The sequence below is a fragment of the Nocardia sp. 348MFTsu5.1 genome, from assembly GCF_000383535.1.
GTDB lineage: Bacteria > Actinomycetota > Actinomycetes > Mycobacteriales > Mycobacteriaceae > Williamsia > Williamsia faeni.
This window is the reverse complement of the sequence record NZ_KB911531.1, coordinates 22,008-42,646: the sequence shown is the minus strand read 5'-3', so window position 1 is coordinate 42,646 and position 20,639 is coordinate 22,008. Positions and strand designations below refer to the sequence as shown.

The following is a 20,639-nucleotide window of genomic DNA, read 5'->3' as shown; positions in this document are numbered from 1 at the left end:
CGCAGGTGGTTGCGCGGGTGAATGCGCGGTTGGGTTCTGGGGTGGGTATTCGGGCGATGTTTGAGTCGTCGTCGGTGGGTGGTTTTGCGGTGGCGGTGGAGTCTGCGGTGGGTGTGGCGGGTGTGGTGTTGGGTGAGGTGGTTCGTCCGGATCCGTTGCCGTTGTCGTTGGCGCAGCGGCGGATGTGGTTTTTGAATCAGTTTGATACGTCGTCGCCGGCGTACAACATTCCGTTGGCTGTGCGGCTTCGCGGTGAGTTGGATGTGGCGGCGTTGCGGTTGGCGGTTGCCGATGTGCTGGGTCGGCACGAGGTGTTGCGGACGGTGTATCCGGGGTCTGCTGATGGTCCGTCGCAGGTGATTGTGCCGGCTGATCAGGTGGGTGTGGATGTGGATGTTGAGGTGGTGTCGCAGGCGGGGTTGGAGTCTCGGTTGGTGGAGTTCGTGGGTGCGGGTTTTGATGTGTCGGCTGCGGTGCCGGTGCGGGTGTTGTTGCTTGATGTTGTTTCGGGGCAGGGTGTTTCGGTTGGTGAGTTTGTGTTGGCGTTGGTGGTTCATCATGTGTCGGCTGATGGTTCGTCGTTGGGTCCGTTGGCGCGGGATGTGATGGTGGCGTATTCGGCGCGGGCGCGTGGTGAGGTGCCGGGGTGGGCTCGGTTGCCGGTGCAGTATGGCGATTTTGCGGTGTGGCAGCGGGAGTTGTTGGGGTCGGAGTCTGATCCGGAGTCGTTGGTGAGTCGGCAGGTGGCGTTTTGGCGGGAGCGGTTGGCCGGGGTTGAGGGGGGGTTGGAGTTGCCGTTTGATCGGCCGCGGCCTGCGGTGCAGTCGTCGGCGGGTGCGTCGGTGAGGTTTGAGGTGTCCGAGCAGTTGGCTGCGGGTTTGCGTGAGGTGGCTGGTCGGTCTCGGTCGACGTTGTTCATGGTGGTCCATGCGGCGTGGGCGGTGTTGTTGGGCAAGCTGTCCGGGTCTCGGGACATTGTTGTGGGTACGCCGGTGGCCGGCCGTGGTGAGCGTGCGCTTGATGATTTGGTCGGGATGTTTGTCAATACGTTGGCTTTGCGTCTTGATGTGGATCCTGATGTGTCGTTTGCGGAGTTGGTGGCTTCGGCGCGCGAAGGTGATGTGGCTGCGTTCGGGCATGCTGAGGTTCCGTTTGAGCAGTTGGTGGACAAGCTCAATCCGGAGCGGTCGTTGGCGTATCACCCGATTTTCCAGGTGGGTTTTTCGTTTCAGAATTTGGCGCCGGTGCGGTTTGAGTTGCCGGGGTTGGTGGTGGAGGCGCTGGATGTGGAGGTGCCTGATGCCAAGTACGAGTTGATGTTGAGTGTGGGTGATGGGGTTGGTGATTCGGCGGGGCTCAGTGGGTCGTTGTCGTATTCGACTGCGGTGTTTGATCAGTCGTCTGTGGAGCGGATCGGTCGTCGGTTTGTGCGGGTGTTGGAGGCGGTGGTTGCTGATTCGGTGGTGTCGGTTGGTGATATCGATATCCTCGACACCCACGAACGCCACGACCTGATCGTCGAACGGAACCACACAGGGGTGCCCGGGTTCTCGCAGACGCTCGTCTCGCTGTTCGACAGCGCGGTCGTCGACCACGGGCCCGCCACGGCTCTTGTGTCCGAGCACACCTCCCTGACATATGCCGAGTTCGGTTCGGCAGTCGCCCGGCTGGCCCGATATCTGATCGGGTCCGGTATCGGTACAGGCGATCTCGTGGCGATCGCCATCGATCGCTCCGTCGAATCGATGGTGGCGATGTATGCCGTGATCGAAAGTGGTGCGGCATATCTGCCGCTCGATCTCGACCACCCCGCCGAACGAACTTCAACGGTGCTCTCCGATGCCCGCCCGCGACTGATCCTGATCGGGAACAGGCCACTCGTGGCGGAGTCCGACGCGCAGGTTCTCGATGTCACGTCGATCGATCTGTCCGGGCACGCCGCAACACCCGTCACCGATCGAGATCGAATCCGACCGCTGCGGCCCGAGGACCTGGCGTATGTGATCTTCACGTCGGGCTCCACCGGCCGGCCCAAAGGTGTTGCCGTGCAGCATCGTGCCGTGGCCAATCAATTGTCGTGGATGACCCGGGAATTTGCGCTGTCGGCGGGTGACGTCATGATTCAGAAGACGCCCGCCACCTTCGACCTGTCGGTGTGGGAGCTGTGGTGGCCGCTGACCTCCGGTGCGAAGCTCGTGCTCGCCGCACCCGACGGAAACCGGGATCCGCAGTACCTCGCCCGGCTGACCCGCGAGCACGGTGTGACCGTTGCAGACTTCGTTCCGTCGCTGCTCGGAGCCTTTGTGTCCGTGGCGGACCCGAAAGATCTGACAACGCTGAGGGCGGTGCTCTGCATCGGCGAAGCCCTTCCCCGCGAGACCATACAAGCTTTCGCCGCGATCTCGGATGCCACCACCTTCAACCTGTACGGGCCGACAGAAGCGGCCGTCAGCGTGACCAGTCACCAGGTGGTGCCGGGCGCGGGCGGTCCGGTGCCGATCGGTGTGCCGGAAGCCAACGTCGCGGTGTACGTGCTGGACGAGCGACTCCGCCCGGCGGCCACCGGAGTTCCGGGTGAGTTGTATCTTGCCGGAACACAATTGGCACGTGAGTACATCGGACGCCCGGATCTGACCGCAGAACGATTTGTGGCAGACCCATTCGGTACCGGACGGATGTACCGCACCGGTGACGTCGTGCGATGGACACCCGACGGCGAGTTGCTCTACGTCGACCGCTCGGATGCTCAGGTCAAGATCCGCGGTTTCCGCATCGAACTCGGTGAGGTCGAGGCCGCGCTCGCGTCGGCGGTAGGTGTTGTCGACGCGGCGGCGGACATCCGGTCCGCGGCCGGTGGGCAACTCCTGGTCGGCTATGTGGTCTTGTCGGCCGGCGTCGACTTGGATCGCGAGGCGATCATCGCCCACGTGGGAACGCTGGTCCCCAGCTATATGGTTCCTGCGCAGATCGTCGCGATCGATCGGGTTCCGCTGAGCGTCAACGGAAAGCTGGACCGGCGGGCGCTGCCGTCTGTGGGACCGATTGCCCCGCGCGAGTTCAGGGCCCCGTCGAGCCCGGTGGAAGAGGTTGTCGCCGAATCCTTTGCAGCTGTCCTCGGAACCGACGTGATCGGTCTGGACGACGGGTTCTTCGAACTCGGCGGCAACTCGTTGTCGGCGACGCAGGTGGTTGCGCGTGTCAATGCCCGCCTCGCGACGCGAATCGGTATCCGCGAGATCTTCGAGTCGCCGACTGTGGGTGCGTTCGCGGCCCGTGTGGAATCCGCCGAACGTGTGGACCGGATCCCACTCGTCGCCGTAGACCGACCGGACAACATCCCGCTGTCCCCGGCGCAGCAACGTATCTGGTTCCTCAACCAGTTCGACACATCGTCTCCCACCTACAACATCCCGCTGGCGATCAAACTCGAAGGGAACCTGGACAAGGCTGCCCTCGAACACGCGGTCCGCGATGTGCTGGAGCGGCATGAGTCGCTGAGGACGGTGTATCCGGGCTCCGATGCCGGACAGTTCCAGGTCGTGATGCCGTCCGATGCGGTGACGCTCGATCTGACCGCGGTACCGGTGGCGGCCGATTCGTTGCGGGACCTCGTCATCGAGTTCCTCTCGCGTGGCTTCGACGTCACCGTCGACCTGCCGGTTCGCGCCCGCGTCTTCGAGACCGGACAGAACGAACATGTCCTCGCCCTGGTCGTTCACCACGTCTCGGCGGACGGTTTCTCCCTCGGCCTGCTCGCCCGCGATGTGATGATCGCGTATTCGGCGTGGGTCGAGGGCAGCACACCCGCCTGGACGCCGCTACCGGTGCAATATGCCGATTATTCGATCTGGCAGCGGATGGTGCTCGGCGATCACGACAACCCCGGTTCGCTGATGAGCAGACAACTCGGGTACTGGACTGATCAGCTCGATGGACTCGATGAGGCGCTCGCCTTGCCGTTGGACCGTCCGCGGCCCACCGTCGCCTCGATGGTCGGCGACACCGTCAAGTTCGAACTGGACGCGTCCCTCGCCGCCAGGATCAACGACCTTGCCGCAAGCCGGAACGCGACGCCGTTCATGGTCTTTCACGCTGCATTTGCCGTGGCCCTCTCCAAGATCACCAACGCCCGCGACATCGTCATCGGTACTCCCGTCGCCGGGCGTGGTGAACCAGAGCTCGATGACCTGGTGGGCATGTTCGTCAACACGCTCGGCCTGCGGCTCGATGTCGACCCGGACATCAGGTTCGGTGATCTGGTGGATACCGCCAAAGGCGTTGACCTGGAGGCCTTCGCGCATTCCGACGTGCCCTTCGAGAAGGTGGTGGAAGCGATCAACCCGATCCGTTCCACGTCCTATCAGCCGATCTTCCAGGTGTCGTTCGCGTTCCAGAACTTCGCTCCGCTGGACGCGAACCTGCCCGAACTGCGGATCTCTGATCTCGGTATCGACGCCGGAATCGCGCAGTTCGAACTGCAACTGGCGATCGGTGCCGACTCGGGAACCATCGGCAGTGATCAGCCACTCGAATGTGTGCTGACCTTCGCCACCTCTATTTTCGACCGCAGCACGGTCGAAAGTCTGGTCACTCGTCTCCAGACCGTTCTCGCTGCAGTTGCGACCGATCCCGATACCCTGGTGCGCGACCTCGATGTTCTCGACGATTCCGATCGGGCGATCGGACTGCGGTCGGTCGTCGACCCGGGTGGCCTGCCGGCCACGGAAGAGACCATTGTCTCGCTGTTCGCGAAGCGTGCTGCAGTGAATCCAGCGGCGACCGCAGTTGTGTTCGGCGACAACCGGATCGACTACGGAGAACTCGACCGTCGGTCCGATGAGCTGGCCGCAGTCCTGGCCGCCCGGGGAGTCGGACGCGCATCGATGGTCGGGGTTGCCCTCGACCGCTCGATCGACCTGATCGTCTCCCTCCTGGCCATCATGAAGGCCGGAGGTGCGTATGTGCCGGTGGACCCACAGCATCCCCAGGATCGTGTCGAGTACATCCTCGCCGATTCCGGTGCAGCGCTTCTGATCACAAGTGATGACTACCGCCACCGATTCGATGATTCGCACATCGGCGTGCTGGTCATCGATGGGCCCGAGATCCGTGCCGATGGAGAACCGGTCACCCCAGATGGCACGGTGGCGGTGGGACCACTCGCGTCGACAAATGCCTACGTGATCTACACCTCCGGATCAACTGGCCGCCCCAAGGGTGTGATCATCGTCCACTCGAACGTCACCGCCCTGCTCGACAATCTTGTCGAGCACTATCAGTTCGGTGAGGACGATGTCTGGACGCTGTTCCATTCGTACGCATTTGATTTCTCCGTGTGGGAGATCTGGGCCGCCCTGGCCACCGGTGCGACGCTTGTGGTGGTCGATCACTGGACCAGTCGCTCGCCCGCGGATTTCCTGGAACTGCTTGTTCGCGAAAAGGTCACCGTGCTCAACCAGACGCCGTCCGCGTTCTACCAGCTGGCCGAGGCGGACCGGCAGTACGACGGTGGAAATGGTTGTGCCGATCTGTCTTTGACGCATGTGATCTTCGGTGGCGAGGCGCTGGACTTCGGTCAGATGCGTCGGTGGTACGAGCGCCACGCCGATGATGCGCCACTGATGGTCAACATGTACGGCATCACCGAGACGACCGTCTTCGTGACCTTCCAGGAGTTGTCGAAGGAACTGGTCGGGGCCGCGATGGGAAGCCTGATCGGTGGCCCGATCAAGGGGCTGGGTGTGGCAGTGCTGGACGACAGGTTGCAGCCGGTACCGATCGGCGCCGCCGGTGAGTTGTACGTCACCGGGCGCCAACTCGCACCGGCATATCTCGGCCGTCCCGATCTGACCTCGACCAGGTTCGTCGCCAGTCCTTTCGTCGCAGGTGAACGGATGTACCGGTCCGGCGACGTGGTTCGCTGGACGAAGAACGGTGACCTCGACTACATCGACCGCTCGGATGCACAGGTCAAGGTCCGAGGTTTCCGCATCGAGCTCGGTGAAGTGGAATCCGTTCTGGCCGGGAATGTTTCGGTGGGTGCCGCGGCGGTACTGGTGCAACCGACCGATGCCGGCGAGATGCTGGTCGGGTACGTGGTTCCGACTGCCGGCGCGTCCGTCGACGAGGACTCCATTCGGGCAGCGGCGGCGGAGCATCTGCCCGCCTACATGGTCCCCACGAGGGTCCTGGTGCTCGATTCCTTGCCACTGACGGTCAACGGAAAACTCGATCGAAGGGCGCTGCCGGCCGCAGATTTCGGTGTGGTGCGCGAGTACCGGGCACCGTCGACGCCGACCGAGGAGATCGTCGCCGAGGCGGTGGCATCCGTCCTCGGTGTCGATCGGGTTGGTGTCGACGACGACTTCTTCGAACTGGGTGGCAACTCGCTGACCGCAACTCAGGTCATCGGCAGGATCAACACCGGGCTCTCGGTGCGCCTCGGGGTTCGTAGTATCTTCGAGAACACAACGGTCGCCGACCTGGCGGTCCATGCCGATCAGGCTCAACGGGACGGTGATCGGCCGGCTTTGGTTCAGCAGCAGCGTCCGCCGGAGATTCCGTTGTCGCTTGCGCAGCAACGTATGTGGTTCCTCAACCAGTTCGATACTGCTTCTCCCGCATACAACATTCCACTGGCGATCCGACTCGAGGGTGAGCTCGACGAGGATGCGCTACGCGACGCGATGAAAGATGTGCTGGCCCGGCATGAATCACTGCGGACGGTGTATCCGGTGGGCGAACACGGTCCTTCACAGGTGATCTTGCCGGTCGACGACGTCGCGCTCGATCTGGTGGTCGAGGATGTGGACGAAGCCGAGGTGCGAACGCGCCTTGTCTCCTTCATCTCTCACGGTTTCGATGTGACCAGAGCTGTTCCGCTGCGGGGAATGCTCGTACGCACCGGAGCCCGGGAACGGATACTGGCGATTGTTGTACATCACGTCTCCGCCGACGGGTTCTCCCTCGGGCCACTGGCCCGCGACGTGATGGTTGCCTACAGTGCGCGCACCGCGGGGGAGGCCCCCGGATGGCAAGCGCTGCCGGTGCAATACGCCGACTACGCGTTGTGGCAACGAACAGTCCTCGGTTCCCAGGACGACCCGGAGTCGGTGATGAATCACCAACTGAATCACTGGGTGTCGACGTTGTCCGGGCTTCCGGAGATGCTGGAATTGCCGACCGACCGGACGCGGCCGCCGGTGCAGTCGCTCAAGGGCAATGATGTGACATTCACGGTTCCGGCCGACCTCACCGCGGGTCTGCGCCGATGTGCGGCGGCGCTTTCGGTGACTCCGTTCATGGTTGTGCACGCCGCGTTTGCGGTGTTGCTCGCGAAGCTGGCCGGTTCCGATGACATCGTTGTGGGTACACCTACCGCTGGTCGTGGGGAGCCTGAACTCGACGATGTGGTGGGTATGTTCGTCAACACACTGCCGCTGCGCCTCGAGGTCGATGCGACGCGCAGTTTCACGGACCTGGTGCGTGCGGCCCGGGCAGTTGACCTGACCGCTTTCGCCAATGCGGACGTTCCGTTCGAGAAAGTTGTCGAGACGGTAGACCCGGTACGTTCGACCGCACATCATCCGATCTTCCAGGTCGGTTTTTCGTTCCAGAACCTGGCATCGGTCGAGTTCGAACTGCCGGGACTCAGTTTGCGGCCGGTCGATGCCAAACCGGATGTGTCGCAGTTCGATCTGCATCTGATCGTGACCGAGGGATCGGAAGCCGATGCTGCCGGCCTGGGGTGCACACTGACCTACATCGAGGCGCTGTTCGATCGGTCGACCGCAGAGGAGTTCGCTGCACAATTGATTCGCGTATTCGAAGCGGTCACCGCCGACCCCGACATCATCGTCGGCGATGTCGAACTTCTCGATGTGTCGCAGCGTGATGCGGTGGTCGTGGACCGCAATCAGACTGCCAGGGCATACCCGGTCGGACCGCTGCCCGCGCTGCTCGACGAGCAGGTTTTCCGCACACCGCAGGCGGTGGCACTCACCAGTGGTCGGAGCTCGCACACCTATGAGCAGTTCGGTATCGAGGTCAATCGACTCGCGAGGTACCTGCTGTCCGTGGGGGTCAGGACCGGTGACCTTGTGGCAGTGGCAATTCCGAGATCGATCGAGATGCTGACAGCGTTGCATGCAGTCACCAGGACGGGCGCGGCGTACCTGCCGATCGATCTGGATCATCCGGCAGATCGCACCAATTACGTGCTGTCTGATGCGGCGCCGTCGGTTGTACTGACCGATTCCGGGCAGGCACTCGATCTCGATGGTCTGGGAGCGGTGCGGATCAACATCGATGACATTGCCACCGAGAGATTCTCGGGCGGAATTGTGGGTGATGGCGACCGTAGTCGCCCACTGCGTGACGACGACCTCGCCTACGTCATCTACACGTCCGGGTCCACCGGCCGACCGAAGGGTGTGGGGGTATCGCATCGGGCGGTGGTGAACCAGCTGCGGTGGATGACAGACCGGTATGACCTCGGGGTCGGGGATGTGATGATCCAGAAGACTGCGCCGACGTTCGATCTGTCGGTGTGGGAACTGTGGTGGCCGCTGACCGCCGGAGCCAGGCTGGTGCTTGCGGCACCCCAGATGTACGGCGATCAGGAATATTTGGCCGGTCTCGTCCGCGACGAGGGTGTCACGGTGGCTGATTTTGTGCCGTCGTTGCTGGCGGCGTTCACAGCTGTTGCGAAGCCTTCCGATCTCGCGTCGATCCGTCAGATGTTGTGTATCGGTGAGGCGTTGCCGAAGGAGACCGTGGATGCGTTTGCGCGGATCTGCGATGCGCCGGTGGACAATCTCTACGGTCCCACCGAGGCGGCGGTCAGCGTCACAAGTCACCCCGTGATTGCCGGCAGTGGAAGTGCGGTGCCGATCGGTGTCCCAGAGGCGAACGTGGCGGTGTATGTCCTCGACGGTCGGCTGCGGCCGGTATCCGACGGGGTGACCGGCGAGCTGTACATCGCCGGAGAGCAATTGGCGCGGGGCTACTTCGGTAGGCCGGGTATGACCGCGGAACGGTTTGTGGCCAACCCGTTCGGTGGTGGCGACCGGCTGTACCGCACCGGGGATTCCGCGCGTTGGAACCGGCACGGAGTCCTGGAATACATTGCCCGTACCGATGATCAGGTCAAGGTGAGAGGCTTCCGGATCGAACTCGGTGAGGTCGAAACTGCTCTCGCCGGTTTCGAGGGAATCAGTGCAGCGGCAGCTGCTGTGAAGACATTCGGCGGGGGATCGTCACTGGTGGGATATGTTGTTCCGCAAACGGATACAACTGTGGATACCGAAAGGTTGTTGCAGTTCACCCGAACCCGGTTGCCGGCGTACATGCTGCCCGCGCATATCGAGGTCGTGGCGGAGCTTCCGCTGAGCGTCAACGGCAAACTCGACCGCCGGGCACTGCCCGACGTCCAGATGGACAAGCCCCGTCCATACCGGGCGCCGTCGACACCTACAGAGGTCCTGGTTGTCGATGCCTTCTCCGAGGTCCTCGGTATCGACCGCATCGGTCTCGACGACAACTTCTTCGAGTTGGGCGGTAACTCGCTGAGCGCGATGGAATTGATCACGTCTCTGCGCTCCGCCCCGACCACGGATGACCGCACCGGCCCGGCCGAGGTGGCATTGCAGTGGGTGTTCACAGCGTCGACACCGGAGGCATTGGCGGCCCGGATCGTCAGTGGTGCCGCAACTTCGGGTGAACACGCGTTGCATGTGATGTTGCCGATTCGCACCACCGGTTCGGCGCGTCCGGTGTTCTGTATTCACCCGATCGCCGGTTTTGCCTGGAGTTACGTGGGGCTGGCCGCACACATCGATGCGGACACACCGATTTACGGCGTGCAGTCGCCGGCGCTGACCGAAGAGGGTTTTGAGCCGCCGACACTCGCGGCACTTGCGCAGCGCTACGTCGAGGAAATCAAGAAGGTGCAGGGCGAAGGGCCATACCGACTGCTCGGCTGGTCGTTGGGAGGCACGATCGCCCATGCGATGGCCACCGAACTACGGGCGCGCGGAGACGACGTCGAACTGCTGGGACTGCTCGACACCAATTCGGCCCGGGTCGACCCCGACATGCCCAAGCGGGTGATCACATTGAGCTGGATTCTGAATGCGGTGGGTTTCGACTCCGATCTCGTCGGCGACGTCGAGTTCGACTCGGTGGAGGCCGCTGCTCATGCGGTCGCCGACGTTCCCGGGATCGGCGAGATCGTCGAGCAAGAACACATCGTCCGAATGATGTTGGCGGCGTTCCACAACTCGATGCTGTTGTCCGAGCACGAGCCGGAGGTCTTCGAGGGTGACGTGGTGACATTCAATTCGACGGTCGACGACCCCTCCGGTCGGCGCAACACCGAATCGTGGGCTCCGTATGTGGATGGGCAGATCACAGCGGTGGACGTTTCAGAGCCGCACCGTGCGATGGCCTCGGAGTCTGCGCTCACTGTGATCGGTCCGGTTATCGATCGCCTGCTGAGGGACTAGGGCTTGGAGTCGAGAACCCCACCGGCAGAACCTGGTTCAGGCTCCCGGCGCCCGAAGATCGGGGGCGATGTCGACCCGCGTTCGGATGTGGGCGAGGGCCGCCTGCTCCAGCTCGTCGAAGGCATCGGCTATGTTGCGCATGTATCGATCGACATCGCCCATCATCTGCTTCTCGACGGTGACGGTGAGCAGGATGATGTCCCCGAGCGAACAGATCTGATGGATCAAACCGAGGCCGTTGGCCGTCGGCATCGGGGAGAAGACCGCAAATGACGGCGCTCCGAGGAACGTGAGATTGTTCGGTCCGGCAGTCACATTCGAGAAGATGGTGGTGGATCCCACGGTGTTCTTCTTCTTGGCGTTCAATCTGGCCAGCGGCATCATCGCGCGGAGAGCGGCAGCGGGCACCACCTCGAACGGGCGGGGCCGGTCGGCGACGGCGATCTCTTTTGTCCAGTCCTTGATGTTCAGGGCCGACCAATGGATGGCCCGAAGCCGGGCGATCGGTTCGGCGACGTCGGCGTGGAGATTCACTCTCAGAAATGCCGTTTGATTTGCCGAACCGCTTTCCCTGATGGGACGCAGGTCCAACGGAATTGTGGTCGCGAGCTCGTCCGTGTGTTCGGAATGCTCGTCGAGATAGTGGCCCAGCGCCAGCGACAGGACGGCCATGAAGATGTCGTTGACGGTGGCTTCCGGAACGGCTTTCTTGATCTGCCGGGCGCGGGCCAGGCTGATCCGCTGGAGCCGCACCGACGGATCGAGTTGTACCGGTCCGTTGAATCGAGTTGCCGGGACCGACTTGGGTGCAGGCGATGGAGGCAACGGCATCCGCCGTGAGATCAGCATCGCCCGCAGGAATCGAAACAGTCGGCCCGGCAACCGGGCGAGTTCGGGCAAAGCGCGGGGAATGGATTCGGTGGTGTCACCGCCGCGCTGGTCGGTGAGGGTGTCGCCCGCGAAGAGTGCGCGCAGGAGGTAGGCCATCCCGACGCCGTCGATCGCAGCATGGTGGGCTTTGAACACCACGATGCAGCACTTTTCCGGAAGACCCTCGACACCCGTGACATCGGTGAGGGCGTGGAGCTCCCACACCGAATCACGAAGGTCGATGCGCTGGTTCATGATCTTCACGATGGATTGTTCGACCGGTGCCCATCCGGGCTCGGTCATCGGAGTGACATACACCTGGTTGTCGCTCGAGGTCTTTTCCATCGAAATCCAGAAGGGATTTCCCAGGTCGAGCGGGATACGCCAGAGGCGACGTCGGAAGATGGGTGCTTGGTCGAGCTGTTGCGCCATCCAGGTGCGGGCATTGGGAAGCGTGATCGGCTCGGCTATTTCGGTCGTGTCGAATACCAGCGCGGCAACGACGTTGGCGACGATGTTGCCGCGGTCGATGTAGATGTTGAGCGCGTCTCGCGACGGGATGCGAACGCCTGTCCGTGAACTGCGGGAATAGCCCATGTGCGACCTCATAGTCCCAGAGCGGATTGACGTTGAAACCGTACCGCAGCGAGGTTTGCGTATGGGGCACTTCGGAGATCGTCAGGAAGCCAGTGATCGACCTGACCGGCTGGGCTTCTGTGTTGCTGATTCCATCTCCGTGAAGGCTGCTGTGAGCAGATCGGCGTAGCGCTCGGAGTCATCCATCATGTTGCGCTCGGCAGATACCGAGAGCATGACGACCGATCCCAGTGAACAGACGTGGTGGATCAGCCCGACACCATCGCCGACAGGCATCGGTGAGAACGCGGCAACGGCACCGGCGCCGAGGAACTCGAGGTCGGTGTCGCCCATGGGAACGTTCGAGATCACTGTGTTGGAGCCGACAGTGCTACTTGTGTGCGTGACAAGGCCGGATACGACGCGGACGAGTTTGAGCGCGGCCGGAGGCGCGATCTCCATCGGACGTGGATGGTCCGACGCCGCCAAGTTGCGGACCCACGCTTTTGCGGCGTCTGCAGACGCGTGAACAGCAGAGAGCCGGGCCAGCGGGTCACTGATGTCAGCGTGCAGGTCGACCGTCACCGTGGAGACCTGATTTGCCGCGTCGGTGCCCGCCGCAGATCGCAGGTCCATCGGAATGGTCGTGCCGAGCCGTGATGCGGGCTCGCCGTGCTCAGAGAGGTAGCGCGTCAATGCGATCGAGACCACCGTGAGCATGACGTCGTTCACAGTCGCGCCGGGTATCACGGCCTTCATACGCTGAATGCGATGGAGGTCGAAAGGGATGAGCTGCAAGACAGGATCGGGATCGACCGGGCGATTGAACCGCGTCGCCGGCAGCGCTGTTGCGTTCGGACCTGCCGGAAACGTGTGGCGACGGAGCCGAATGAGCTCGGTGACAAACTTTCCAATTGTTCTCGGAAAACGTACGAGTTCGGCGAAACCACCCGCAATGGCGACTTCGGTTGTATTTCCGCGACTCGATTTTCCGGTATCTGCGCCGAAAAGTGTTCTCGCGGTGTGTGCTAGGCCGACCCCGTCCATCATTGCGTGATGGACTTTGAGTGCGATCACACAGGCTCGCTCGGGAAAGCCTTCGACGCCGGTCACATTGGTGAATACGTGCAGTTCCCAGGTGCTTTCCGCGAGATCCATCCGACGGGTCAGGAGGTCGGCGAGCCGGCGTCCGAGCGGAGCCCAGCCCGGCTCGATAACGCGTGTGAGAGTTATGTGCTGATCGAGCGAAAAGCCCTCGTCGTCGACCCAATAAGGATTCGCCATGTCGCCGGGCACACTGTGCAGCCGGCGACGCAGCGCGGGCAGTAATTCTATGCGCGGCGAGACCCAATCGCGAACGGTGTCAAGGGTGATCGGTGCGTCGATTGCATCTGAGTCGACCACGACAACCTGAAGAAGGTTTGCGTCGGCTTTGTCGCTTTCCAGGAAGATATTCATCGCGTCCCGTGACGGAACGCGAATACCGGTTCTGGGGCGGGAGCGACGTTTCATCTTCTCGATGGTAGCGACGACAACCAAGAGCTTCCGGGTGAGGATCATGAGATATTGCTGTGAATTCGTTAGGCGAAGCCGAAGCGAATATTCAGTGATGACGGCCGAATTCGGACAAGATCCCCGTATAGATCTTCGGCAACGGGGGAGCGAGTTCGCCGCGCCGACTCGGTTGCGCGCCCAATGTGATCAACGACTGCAACAGCAGGGTGCCGGCGGCAACGCCGTCGATCACCGGTAGCCCGATGTCGGTGCTGATGGTGCGAGCCAGATCGGCCATGCCCGCGCACCCGAGAACGATGGCGTCGGACCGGTCGTGGTCCGCCGCAGCGCGGCACGCGTCGACGAGGATTGCGGCGGTGCGGGGGTTTGATTCCAGCTCCAGCACCGGTATCTCGCAGGCGTGATACCCGCGGCAGTTCTTCGCCATTCCGTATCGCTCGGCGAGTTCTTCGGCACGGCCGATCGTGCGGGACAGGGTTGTCACGACGGAGAACCCGCGCCCGAGCATGGATGCCGCGTGCATGGCTGCCTCGGCGATACCGATCACCGGGCCTGAGGCGATTTCCCGTGCCGCATCGACTCCGGGGTCCCCGAAGCACGCGAGCAGATAGGCATCCGCGGGACGGTCGCTACGCTCTGATGCCAGGATCGCGTCGAGCACTCCGGGCACTGCGAGGGCCTCGTCATAGTGGGATTCGATCGACGCCGGACCCATCGTCGGTGTGATCGCGACGATCTCGGTGTCGGGTCCGGCCACCGAGTGGGCTGCCTTCGCGATCTGGTCGGTCATGGAGACGGTCGTGTTCGGATTGATGACGCAGATGCGCATTATTCCTCCTGACGAAGCGATGCTCACCCAATGATGGGGCCTTTTGGCGACCGCGACCTGCGGCGGAGACGAAGCCGGAGGCGGAGCTCGACCCAAACGACTGTTCGCCAAAAGGCCCCATCATTGGTGTTTGTCAGGCCTCGGCGAGCTGCCGGGTGCCGTAGATCATGTGCTTCGGCAGGTATTTCATACCCGCCATGTAGAGGACGAATCCGATGCCCGCGCCGATGAACCAGGTGAAACTCGCCTGGTACGCGGTACCCCAGATGACCACGCCGATCGGGACAAGCGCTGCGACGACGGTGGCCACTACCGCCACCGGATTGACGCCCTTACGGAAGTAGTACTGGGAGTTCTCGTCCATCGTGAACAGATCGTCGACGTCGATCTTCTGCTTCTTGATGAGGTAGTAGTCCGCGATGAGGATGCCGAACAGCGGGCCGATCACCGCGCCGAGCGTGTCCAGCGTGTAGTGGATGGCGTCGGGATTGTTGTAGAGATTCCACGGCGTGATCAGGATCGATCCGACGGCGGCGATCATGCCACCGGTACGCCAGGTGATCCTGGTCGGTGCCACATTCGAGAAGTCGAATGCTGGGGAGACGAAATTGGCAACGATGTTGATTCCGATGGTTGCGATGGCGAACGTGAGCACACCGAGCACCGCTGCGGTGGTGTTGTCGATCTTGTCGACGATGTGGACCGGATCGGTGATGATGTTGCCGGCCTCATCCTTGCCGATCACCGTGGCACCGGCAGACACCGTGCACACCACCAGGATCGAGAAGAACAGGAAGTTCACCGGCAGGCCCCAGAAGTTGCCCTTCTTGACCTCGCTGAACGACTTTGCGTAGCGCGAGAAATCGCCGAAGTTGAGCATCGGACCCGAAAAGTACGACACCACAAGGGCTATCGCCGAGATGAGCGCGGTGACGGAGGCCCAGCCGGTCTTCGAATCACCGACGGAAAGATCGAAACTGACGTTGTCCCACCCAGCTTCGGCGATCAGATAACCCGCCAGGATCACCATGACGACGTAGACCGCCGGCCCGCAGAAGTCGATGAACCTACGGATCGTGTCCATGCCATTCCAGAAGACGATCGCCTGCAAAACCCACATGAGCATGAACCCGGCCCAGCCGAGGGGTGAGAGTCCCAGGAAGGACATCTCGCCACTCTCGCTGTACTTCTCCAGAGACGGCCAGAACTTGAGTGCCAGAAGACCGAAAGCAACTGAGGCCAGGTAGGTTTGGATGCCGTACCAGGCGACGGCGATGAGTCCGCGGATGATGGCGGGAAGATTTGCGCCGCGGACGCCGAAGGCGATGCGGGTGGTCACCGGATACGGAACCCCGGCGTGCTGTGAGGGTTTGGCGACCAGGTTGCACAGCACGTTGACGATCACGATGCCGATGACCAGAGCCACCAATACCTGCCAGGCAGCGATGCCGAGGGCAAAGAGGCTGCCGGCGAACACATATCCGCCGACACTGTGTACATCGGACATCCAGAAGGCGAAGATGTTGTACCAGGTCCAGGTCTGGTTCCGCAGGGGAGCGAGGTCCTCGTTGGTCAGCCGCTGATCGTAGCTGAGTTTGATGACGCTCTCGCCGGCAGCGTTGTGCTGATTTGTCGGGACCTCTGAATCGGGGGCGTGAACATCGGTCATGGGCGTTCCTTCAGAGTCGGAATCGAGCCTGGGTTCGGGCTCGGAATGGGACTGAGGAAAATTTAGGATCTCGATATTTCCCGCGGATTACATGCTTGACAATTAACGCGGGTTCGGCCCAGGGGAGTGAATATATTCTCCGAATGTCATCCGGCCGGCGGGGAATCCTCGCGCACGACGTCGAGTTCTGAGGCGGTGTCGATGATCACAGATTCCAGACGCCGATGGTGCTCCTGCGCAACAGCAACAAGCTCGGCGGCATCGCGCCGGGCCATGGCGTTGATCATTTTCTCGTGGTCGGCGTGCAGTTGGAGCTGAGTCGGGCCGGTCGCTGCCTGCATCACCTTGAATGGTTCGGTGATGTCCCAGGTCGAGTCGAACATGTTGAGTAGCCGGTGCATTCCGCAGGGATTGACCAGCGCCTGATGGAATCGGCGCGAATGCACGTGGTAGGCGCGGCGGTCACCGGCGATGGTGGCCTCCTGTAGCGCGTGGTGTTCGGCGCGGGCGAGGTCGAGATCGGCGTCGGTCGCCAGGACGCAGGCGCGTGTCAGGGCGGCTTCTTCGAGCACACCGCGAACAATGTAGATCTCTTTGAGCTCGGTCAGCGTCAGCTGCGCAACGTAGTACCCACCGCCGGTGCGATGGTCCACCAAGCCTTCGCCGACAAGCGTTTTCAAGGCCTCGCGGACCGGGATCGCGCTCACGCCGAACAGCTCGGCAACATTTCCGACCGGGATCGCAGAGCCCGGTGCGGCACTGCCGTCGAGGATGACCCGTCGCAGTTCGTCGAAGACACTGGCCTGTGCACTGCCCGACAGTTCACCGCTGAGGTAGGAGACCAGTGGTCGATGGGGCTGGTTTGCTGGCACTGGGTCTCTCCGGGGTCGAGGTGTGGGGCGTATCGGTGGTCAGCGCGCCGCAGCCGCTGCGTTGAAGGCGTCGACGATCCATCCACGCAGGGCGGCGGTCAGTGCCCGCTGATTGTCGCGGATGACGATGTCATGTCCTTCGTCCGGAAACAGGATCAGCTCGGCTCGGGCGCCGAGGGCCTGGGCCTTCTCGACGATCTGCTCGGATTCGCTGACGGGGACGTTCGTGTCGTGCCGACCGTGGATCACCAGCAGGGGGGCGCGGAGCTCGGAGATGCGGTGGATCGGCGACAGGTCTCGCAGCAGTTCATTGTCTGCTTCGGGATGCCCGTATTTTGTGTACGCGGCGACCGCGATCCACGGCTCGGTATTCGAGAAGAACGATTCCAGGTCGCTCATGCCGCAGATGGACACACCGGCGGTGAAGAGCTCCGCGTGGAATGTCAGGCAGGCGAGGGTCAGGTATCCGCCGTATGACCTTCCGGCACAGGCGATCTGGTCCGGCGCGGCATACCCTTCCCGGATGAGGAACCTGGCGCAGTCGGCGGCGTCGTTGATGCCCGCATACCGTCCGTACCGGTCGTCGGCATGGGAGAACAGCCGGCCGAAACCGCTCGACCCCCGCACGTTCGCAGCGAATACCGTGATACCCGCTTCGAGCAGGGCCGGAAACAGGAAGCTGTACTCGGGCCGGGCCTGCGCTTCTGGACCGCCGTGGAAGTAGATCAGCGCGCGGCCGGCTCCACCCCGATGTCCCGGAACCTCCTGTCCGGACACTCGTGGATCGGCGTCGCGTGATTGCGGTCGGTACAGCCAGCCTGACAACGGCATTCCATCGCGGGCAGAGAATTCGACCAGCTCGGGCCCGGGACCGTCGGTCGGAGTGGTGCGGCCGTGGTCGATAGGCGTCCAGTGCCCCTCCCGCCAATTGATCAGTCCCACCGTGGGGGCCATGTCGGGGGCCTGCACGGTCATCGCGATCAGTGAACCCGAAGCGCTGATCGATAGTTCGCCCACCACGGTACCCGGCAGTTCGATCGGTGGATGCAGTGTTCGCTCGGGTAGCGTCATGACCTGTAATTCACTGTGGCCCTTGTTGTTCCACAGTATTGCGACGGTCGACTGGTCGTTGCTGATGGCAAACTCGTCGAGTCCGTAACCGCTCCGCTGCGCCAGCACGGTGAATCGGATTCCGTTACGTCCGACGTCGATCGCCAGCAATCGGGGGTACACCGCATCGAAGTCGCTGCGTACCAGGGCCTGCACGCTGTCGAGGTCGCGGTCCTGCCCGACGAGGCCGAGGCCGGGAAACAGGAGAGAGGCATGCTCGAAACCCTGGTCGAGGATGACCCCCTGGTCGGTGGAGGCGCCGGGATCGTTGGGGAGCAACGGTATGACGCTCTCGCGGCGCAGCAACAGCATCTCCCGATATCCGCGTGGGCCGACGCGCAGGAGGGCCGCACCCTTCCAGGAGTCGATGAGGTGCCCGCCGATCCGCGCATCGAGATCGGTCACCGCCCGGGTGAGGGGATCGACCATCAGCGCGTGAGCCGTCCCGTCGGGCTCGATGGCGTTGAGCAGCACCCGATTCGCATCCCAGCCGATGAGCGCGGCCGTGGCGTATCCGGTGGTGTGCTCGCCGGCTGTCAGGTCTTCCGGGGCTCCGACCCGGATGGCCGCCGGATCGTCGGGATCGGTGGTCACTATCCAGACCTGATGGTGTTCGCCGCCGCCGGGCGCGACCTCGCAGGCCAGCCAGTGACCGTCCGGGGAGTGTATGAGGGTGCGGACGGGGCCTGGACAGGGCAGCTCGACGGCACGCATCGGTCCGGCGCCGTCGCGGTGAAGGGTCCGCTGTGCGGCCCGGGGATAGCCGGTGCCGTCGTCGACGATGTAGGCGAAGGCGCGACCATCAGGTGACACGGACGCGCCGTAGCTGTGCTGACCCCGGTCGCGCCGGCTGAGCGTGGAATCGGTTGATGCATCGACTCTCGACGTCATCGTGCCACCGGTGCCGCACCAGCCGTTTCCATGGCCTGCAACCACATTTCGAGCATCGCGAGCTGCCACAGTGAGTTCGATCCGAGCGTGGTGCGGGTTTCGTTCGGTGCCGCGAGCAGGGCCGCGACGACGGCGTCGTCGTAGAGGCCCCGATCCTGTGCCGACCGGGCGCGCAGGGTGTCGGTGACGAGCTCGAGGACCCCGCCGTCGAGGTGGCGGATGCCCGGGACGGGAAAGTAACCCTTCGTGCGGTCGATGACCTCGGCAGGCAACAGAGCGCGACTGGCCTGCTTGAGAACACCTTTGCCACCATGGGCAAGCTTCAGTTCGGGTGGACAGGTGGCCGCCAGTTCGACGAATTCGTGGTCGAGGAACGGGACCCGGCCCTCCAGTCCCCAGGCCATCGTCATGGTGTCGACACGTTTCACCGGATCATCGACGAGCATCACGGTGGTGTCCAGGCGCAACGCGGCATCGACAGCGGACCGGGCTCCGGGTGCGTGTTGATGATCGAAGGCGAACTGCCAGCTCGGATCGTGGTCGAGTCGGTATGCCGGACGCAGCAGCGCATTGAGTTCATCGTGTGAGCGGTCGAAGAACACCGACGCGTAGGCCTTGGTGACGTTGTCCCGGGGGATGTGTTCGAGTGGTGGATACCAGTCGTAACCGCCGAGGATCTCGTCCGCACCCTGGCCCGACTGCACGACCTTGATCGATTTGCTGACCTCTTGGGAGAGCAGGTAAAAGGCCACGCAGTCGTGACTGACCATCGGTTCGCTCATGGCCGCAACGGTTCCCGGTATCGCCGGTAACAGCCGGTCGGTATCGATGTGGATCTTGTGGTGGCGGCTTCCGAAGGTCTTCGCGATCAGGTCGGAGTATTCGTATTCGTCGCCGGCTTCTCCTGCGGCCGAATCGAACCCGATGCTGAAGGTCGCGAGGTCCTGTTGGCCCTGTTCGGCGAGCAACGCTACGACGAGGGATGAGTCGATGCCGCCGGAGAGCAGTACGCCGACGGGCACGTCGGCCACCATGCGTCGCCGGACGGCCACCCGCAGCGAGTCGATCAGCTCGCTGCCCCAGCGTGCCTCGTCCCAGCCCACTCTATCTGGGTGAGGTTCGAAAACTGGTTCCCAGTACCGCTTTTCGGTGCTGGTCCCGTCGGGGGCGATTGTCCGCACGGTTGCCGGCGGCAACTTCTTGATGCCCTCGTACATCGTGTGTGGCGCGGGTACCACGGAGTGAAAGGTCAGGTAGTGATGAAGCGCCGTGCGGTCGATAGACGTGTCGACGCCGCCGGCACACAGCAAGGCGGGTATCGACGATGCGAACCGCAGGCGCGCACCGCTTTCGGAGAGGTAGAGCGGCTTGATGCCGAGGCGGTCACGCGCCAGTGTCAGTTCGCCGGTGTCGGTGTTGACGATCGCGAACGCGAACATGCCGATCAGGTGCCCGACGCAGTCGGGGCCCCAGCGATGGAACGCCTTGAGGATCACTTCGCTGTCCGCGGTGGAGAAAAATGAATACCCGGCTTCGGACAGCTCCTCGCGCAGTTCCTTGTAGTTGTAGATGCAACCGTTGAACACCAACGACAATCCGAGTGCCGTGTCCACCATCGGCTGGGCGCCGCGCGCGGTCAGATCGATGATCTCCAGTCGCCGATGCCCGAGTGCCGCATGGCGATGCAGATAAACACCCTCGCCGTCAGGCCCGCGCGGTGCCATCGATTCGGTCATGGCCACCACGGCCGACACGTCGGGCCGATCGCCGTTGAATGTGATCTCACCGCAGATCCCGCACAT

General features: G+C 62.9%; 8 protein-coding genes. 1 reads left to right on the top strand and 7 read right to left on the bottom strand.

Translation table 11 applies throughout. From position 1 onward, the window contains the following. Positions 1-56 precede the first annotated feature (56 nt). Positions 57-10,505 (top strand): non-ribosomal peptide synthetase, encoded by a 10,449-nt coding sequence (locus tag H290_RS29925; RefSeq protein ID WP_051122218.1) that lies wholly within the window; start codon positions 57-59, stop codon positions 10,503-10,505. 36 nt (positions 10,506-10,541) lie between these two features. Here H290_RS29925 and H290_RS0126775 read toward each other — a convergent pair whose 3' ends face one another. The 7 genes from H290_RS0126775 to H290_RS0126745 all read right to left on the bottom strand — a co-directional run bounded on the left by H290_RS0126775 (position 10,542) and on the right by H290_RS0126745 (position 20,639). Further along, a complete protein-coding gene (locus H290_RS0126775; protein WP_020109945.1) occupies positions 10,542-11,972 on the bottom strand; it encodes a wax ester/triacylglycerol synthase domain-containing protein in 1,431 nt (476 codons plus the stop codon). An 81-nt stretch (positions 11,973-12,053) separates the two neighbouring features. Next, positions 12,054-13,463, bottom strand: a complete 1,410-nt coding sequence (locus tag H290_RS0126770; protein ID WP_196809638.1) for a wax ester/triacylglycerol synthase domain-containing protein — start codon at positions 13,461-13,463, stop codon at positions 12,054-12,056. 91 nt (positions 13,464-13,554) lie between these two features. Then, positions 13,555-14,295 carry an aspartate/glutamate racemase family protein gene (locus H290_RS0126765; protein WP_020109943.1) on the bottom strand — a complete coding sequence of 247 codons (741 nt, stop codon included), beginning with the start codon at positions 14,293-14,295 and terminating at the stop codon, positions 13,555-13,557. Between the two features lie 133 nt (positions 14,296-14,428). Further along, positions 14,429-15,964, bottom strand: a complete 1,536-nt coding sequence (locus tag H290_RS0126760) for an NCS1 family nucleobase:cation symporter-1 (RefSeq protein WP_020109942.1) — start codon at positions 15,962-15,964, stop codon at positions 14,429-14,431. Positions 15,965-16,110: 146 nt separating this feature from the next. Continuing rightward, positions 16,111-16,836, bottom strand: a complete 726-nt coding sequence (locus H290_RS0126755; RefSeq protein ID WP_020109941.1) for a GntR family transcriptional regulator — start codon at positions 16,834-16,836, stop codon at positions 16,111-16,113. Between the two features lie 39 nt (positions 16,837-16,875). Beyond that, a complete protein-coding gene (locus H290_RS0126750) occupies positions 16,876-18,837 on the bottom strand; it encodes a S9 family peptidase (RefSeq protein ID WP_051122219.1) in 1,962 nt (653 codons plus the stop codon). Beyond that, positions 18,834-20,639, bottom strand: a complete 1,806-nt coding sequence (locus tag H290_RS0126745) for an N-acetylglutaminylglutamine amidotransferase (RefSeq protein WP_020109939.1) — start codon at positions 20,637-20,639, stop codon at positions 18,834-18,836. Before H290_RS0126745 ends, H290_RS0126750 begins: the two co-directional genes overlap by 4 nt.

What these genes read in the sequence shown, in the direction of transcription:
- H290_RS29925 (WP_051122218.1), top strand. Translation starts at nt 57, where the DNA reads ATGTTTGAGTCGTCGTCGGTGGGTGGTTTTGCGGTGGCGGTGGAGTCT.
- H290_RS0126775 (WP_020109945.1), bottom strand. Translation starts at nt 11,972, where the DNA reads ATGGGCTATTCCCGCAGTTCACGGACAGGCGTTCGCATCCCGTCGCGA.
- H290_RS0126770 (WP_196809638.1), bottom strand. Translation starts at nt 13,463, where the DNA reads ATGAAACGTCGCTCCCGCCCCAGAACCGGTATTCGCGTTCCGTCACGG.
- H290_RS0126765 (WP_020109943.1), bottom strand. Translation starts at nt 14,295, where the DNA reads ATGCGCATCTGCGTCATCAATCCGAACACGACCGTCTCCATGACCGAC.
- H290_RS0126760 (WP_020109942.1), bottom strand. Translation starts at nt 15,964, where the DNA reads ATGACCGATGTTCACGCCCCCGATTCAGAGGTCCCGACAAATCAGCAC.
- H290_RS0126750 (WP_051122219.1), bottom strand. Translation starts at nt 18,837, where the DNA reads ATGACGTCGAGAGTCGATGCATCAACCGATTCCACGCTCAGCCGGCGC.
- H290_RS0126745 (WP_020109939.1), bottom strand. Translation starts at nt 20,639, where the DNA reads ATGTGCGGGATCTGCGGTGAGATCACATTCAACGGCGATCGGCCCGAC.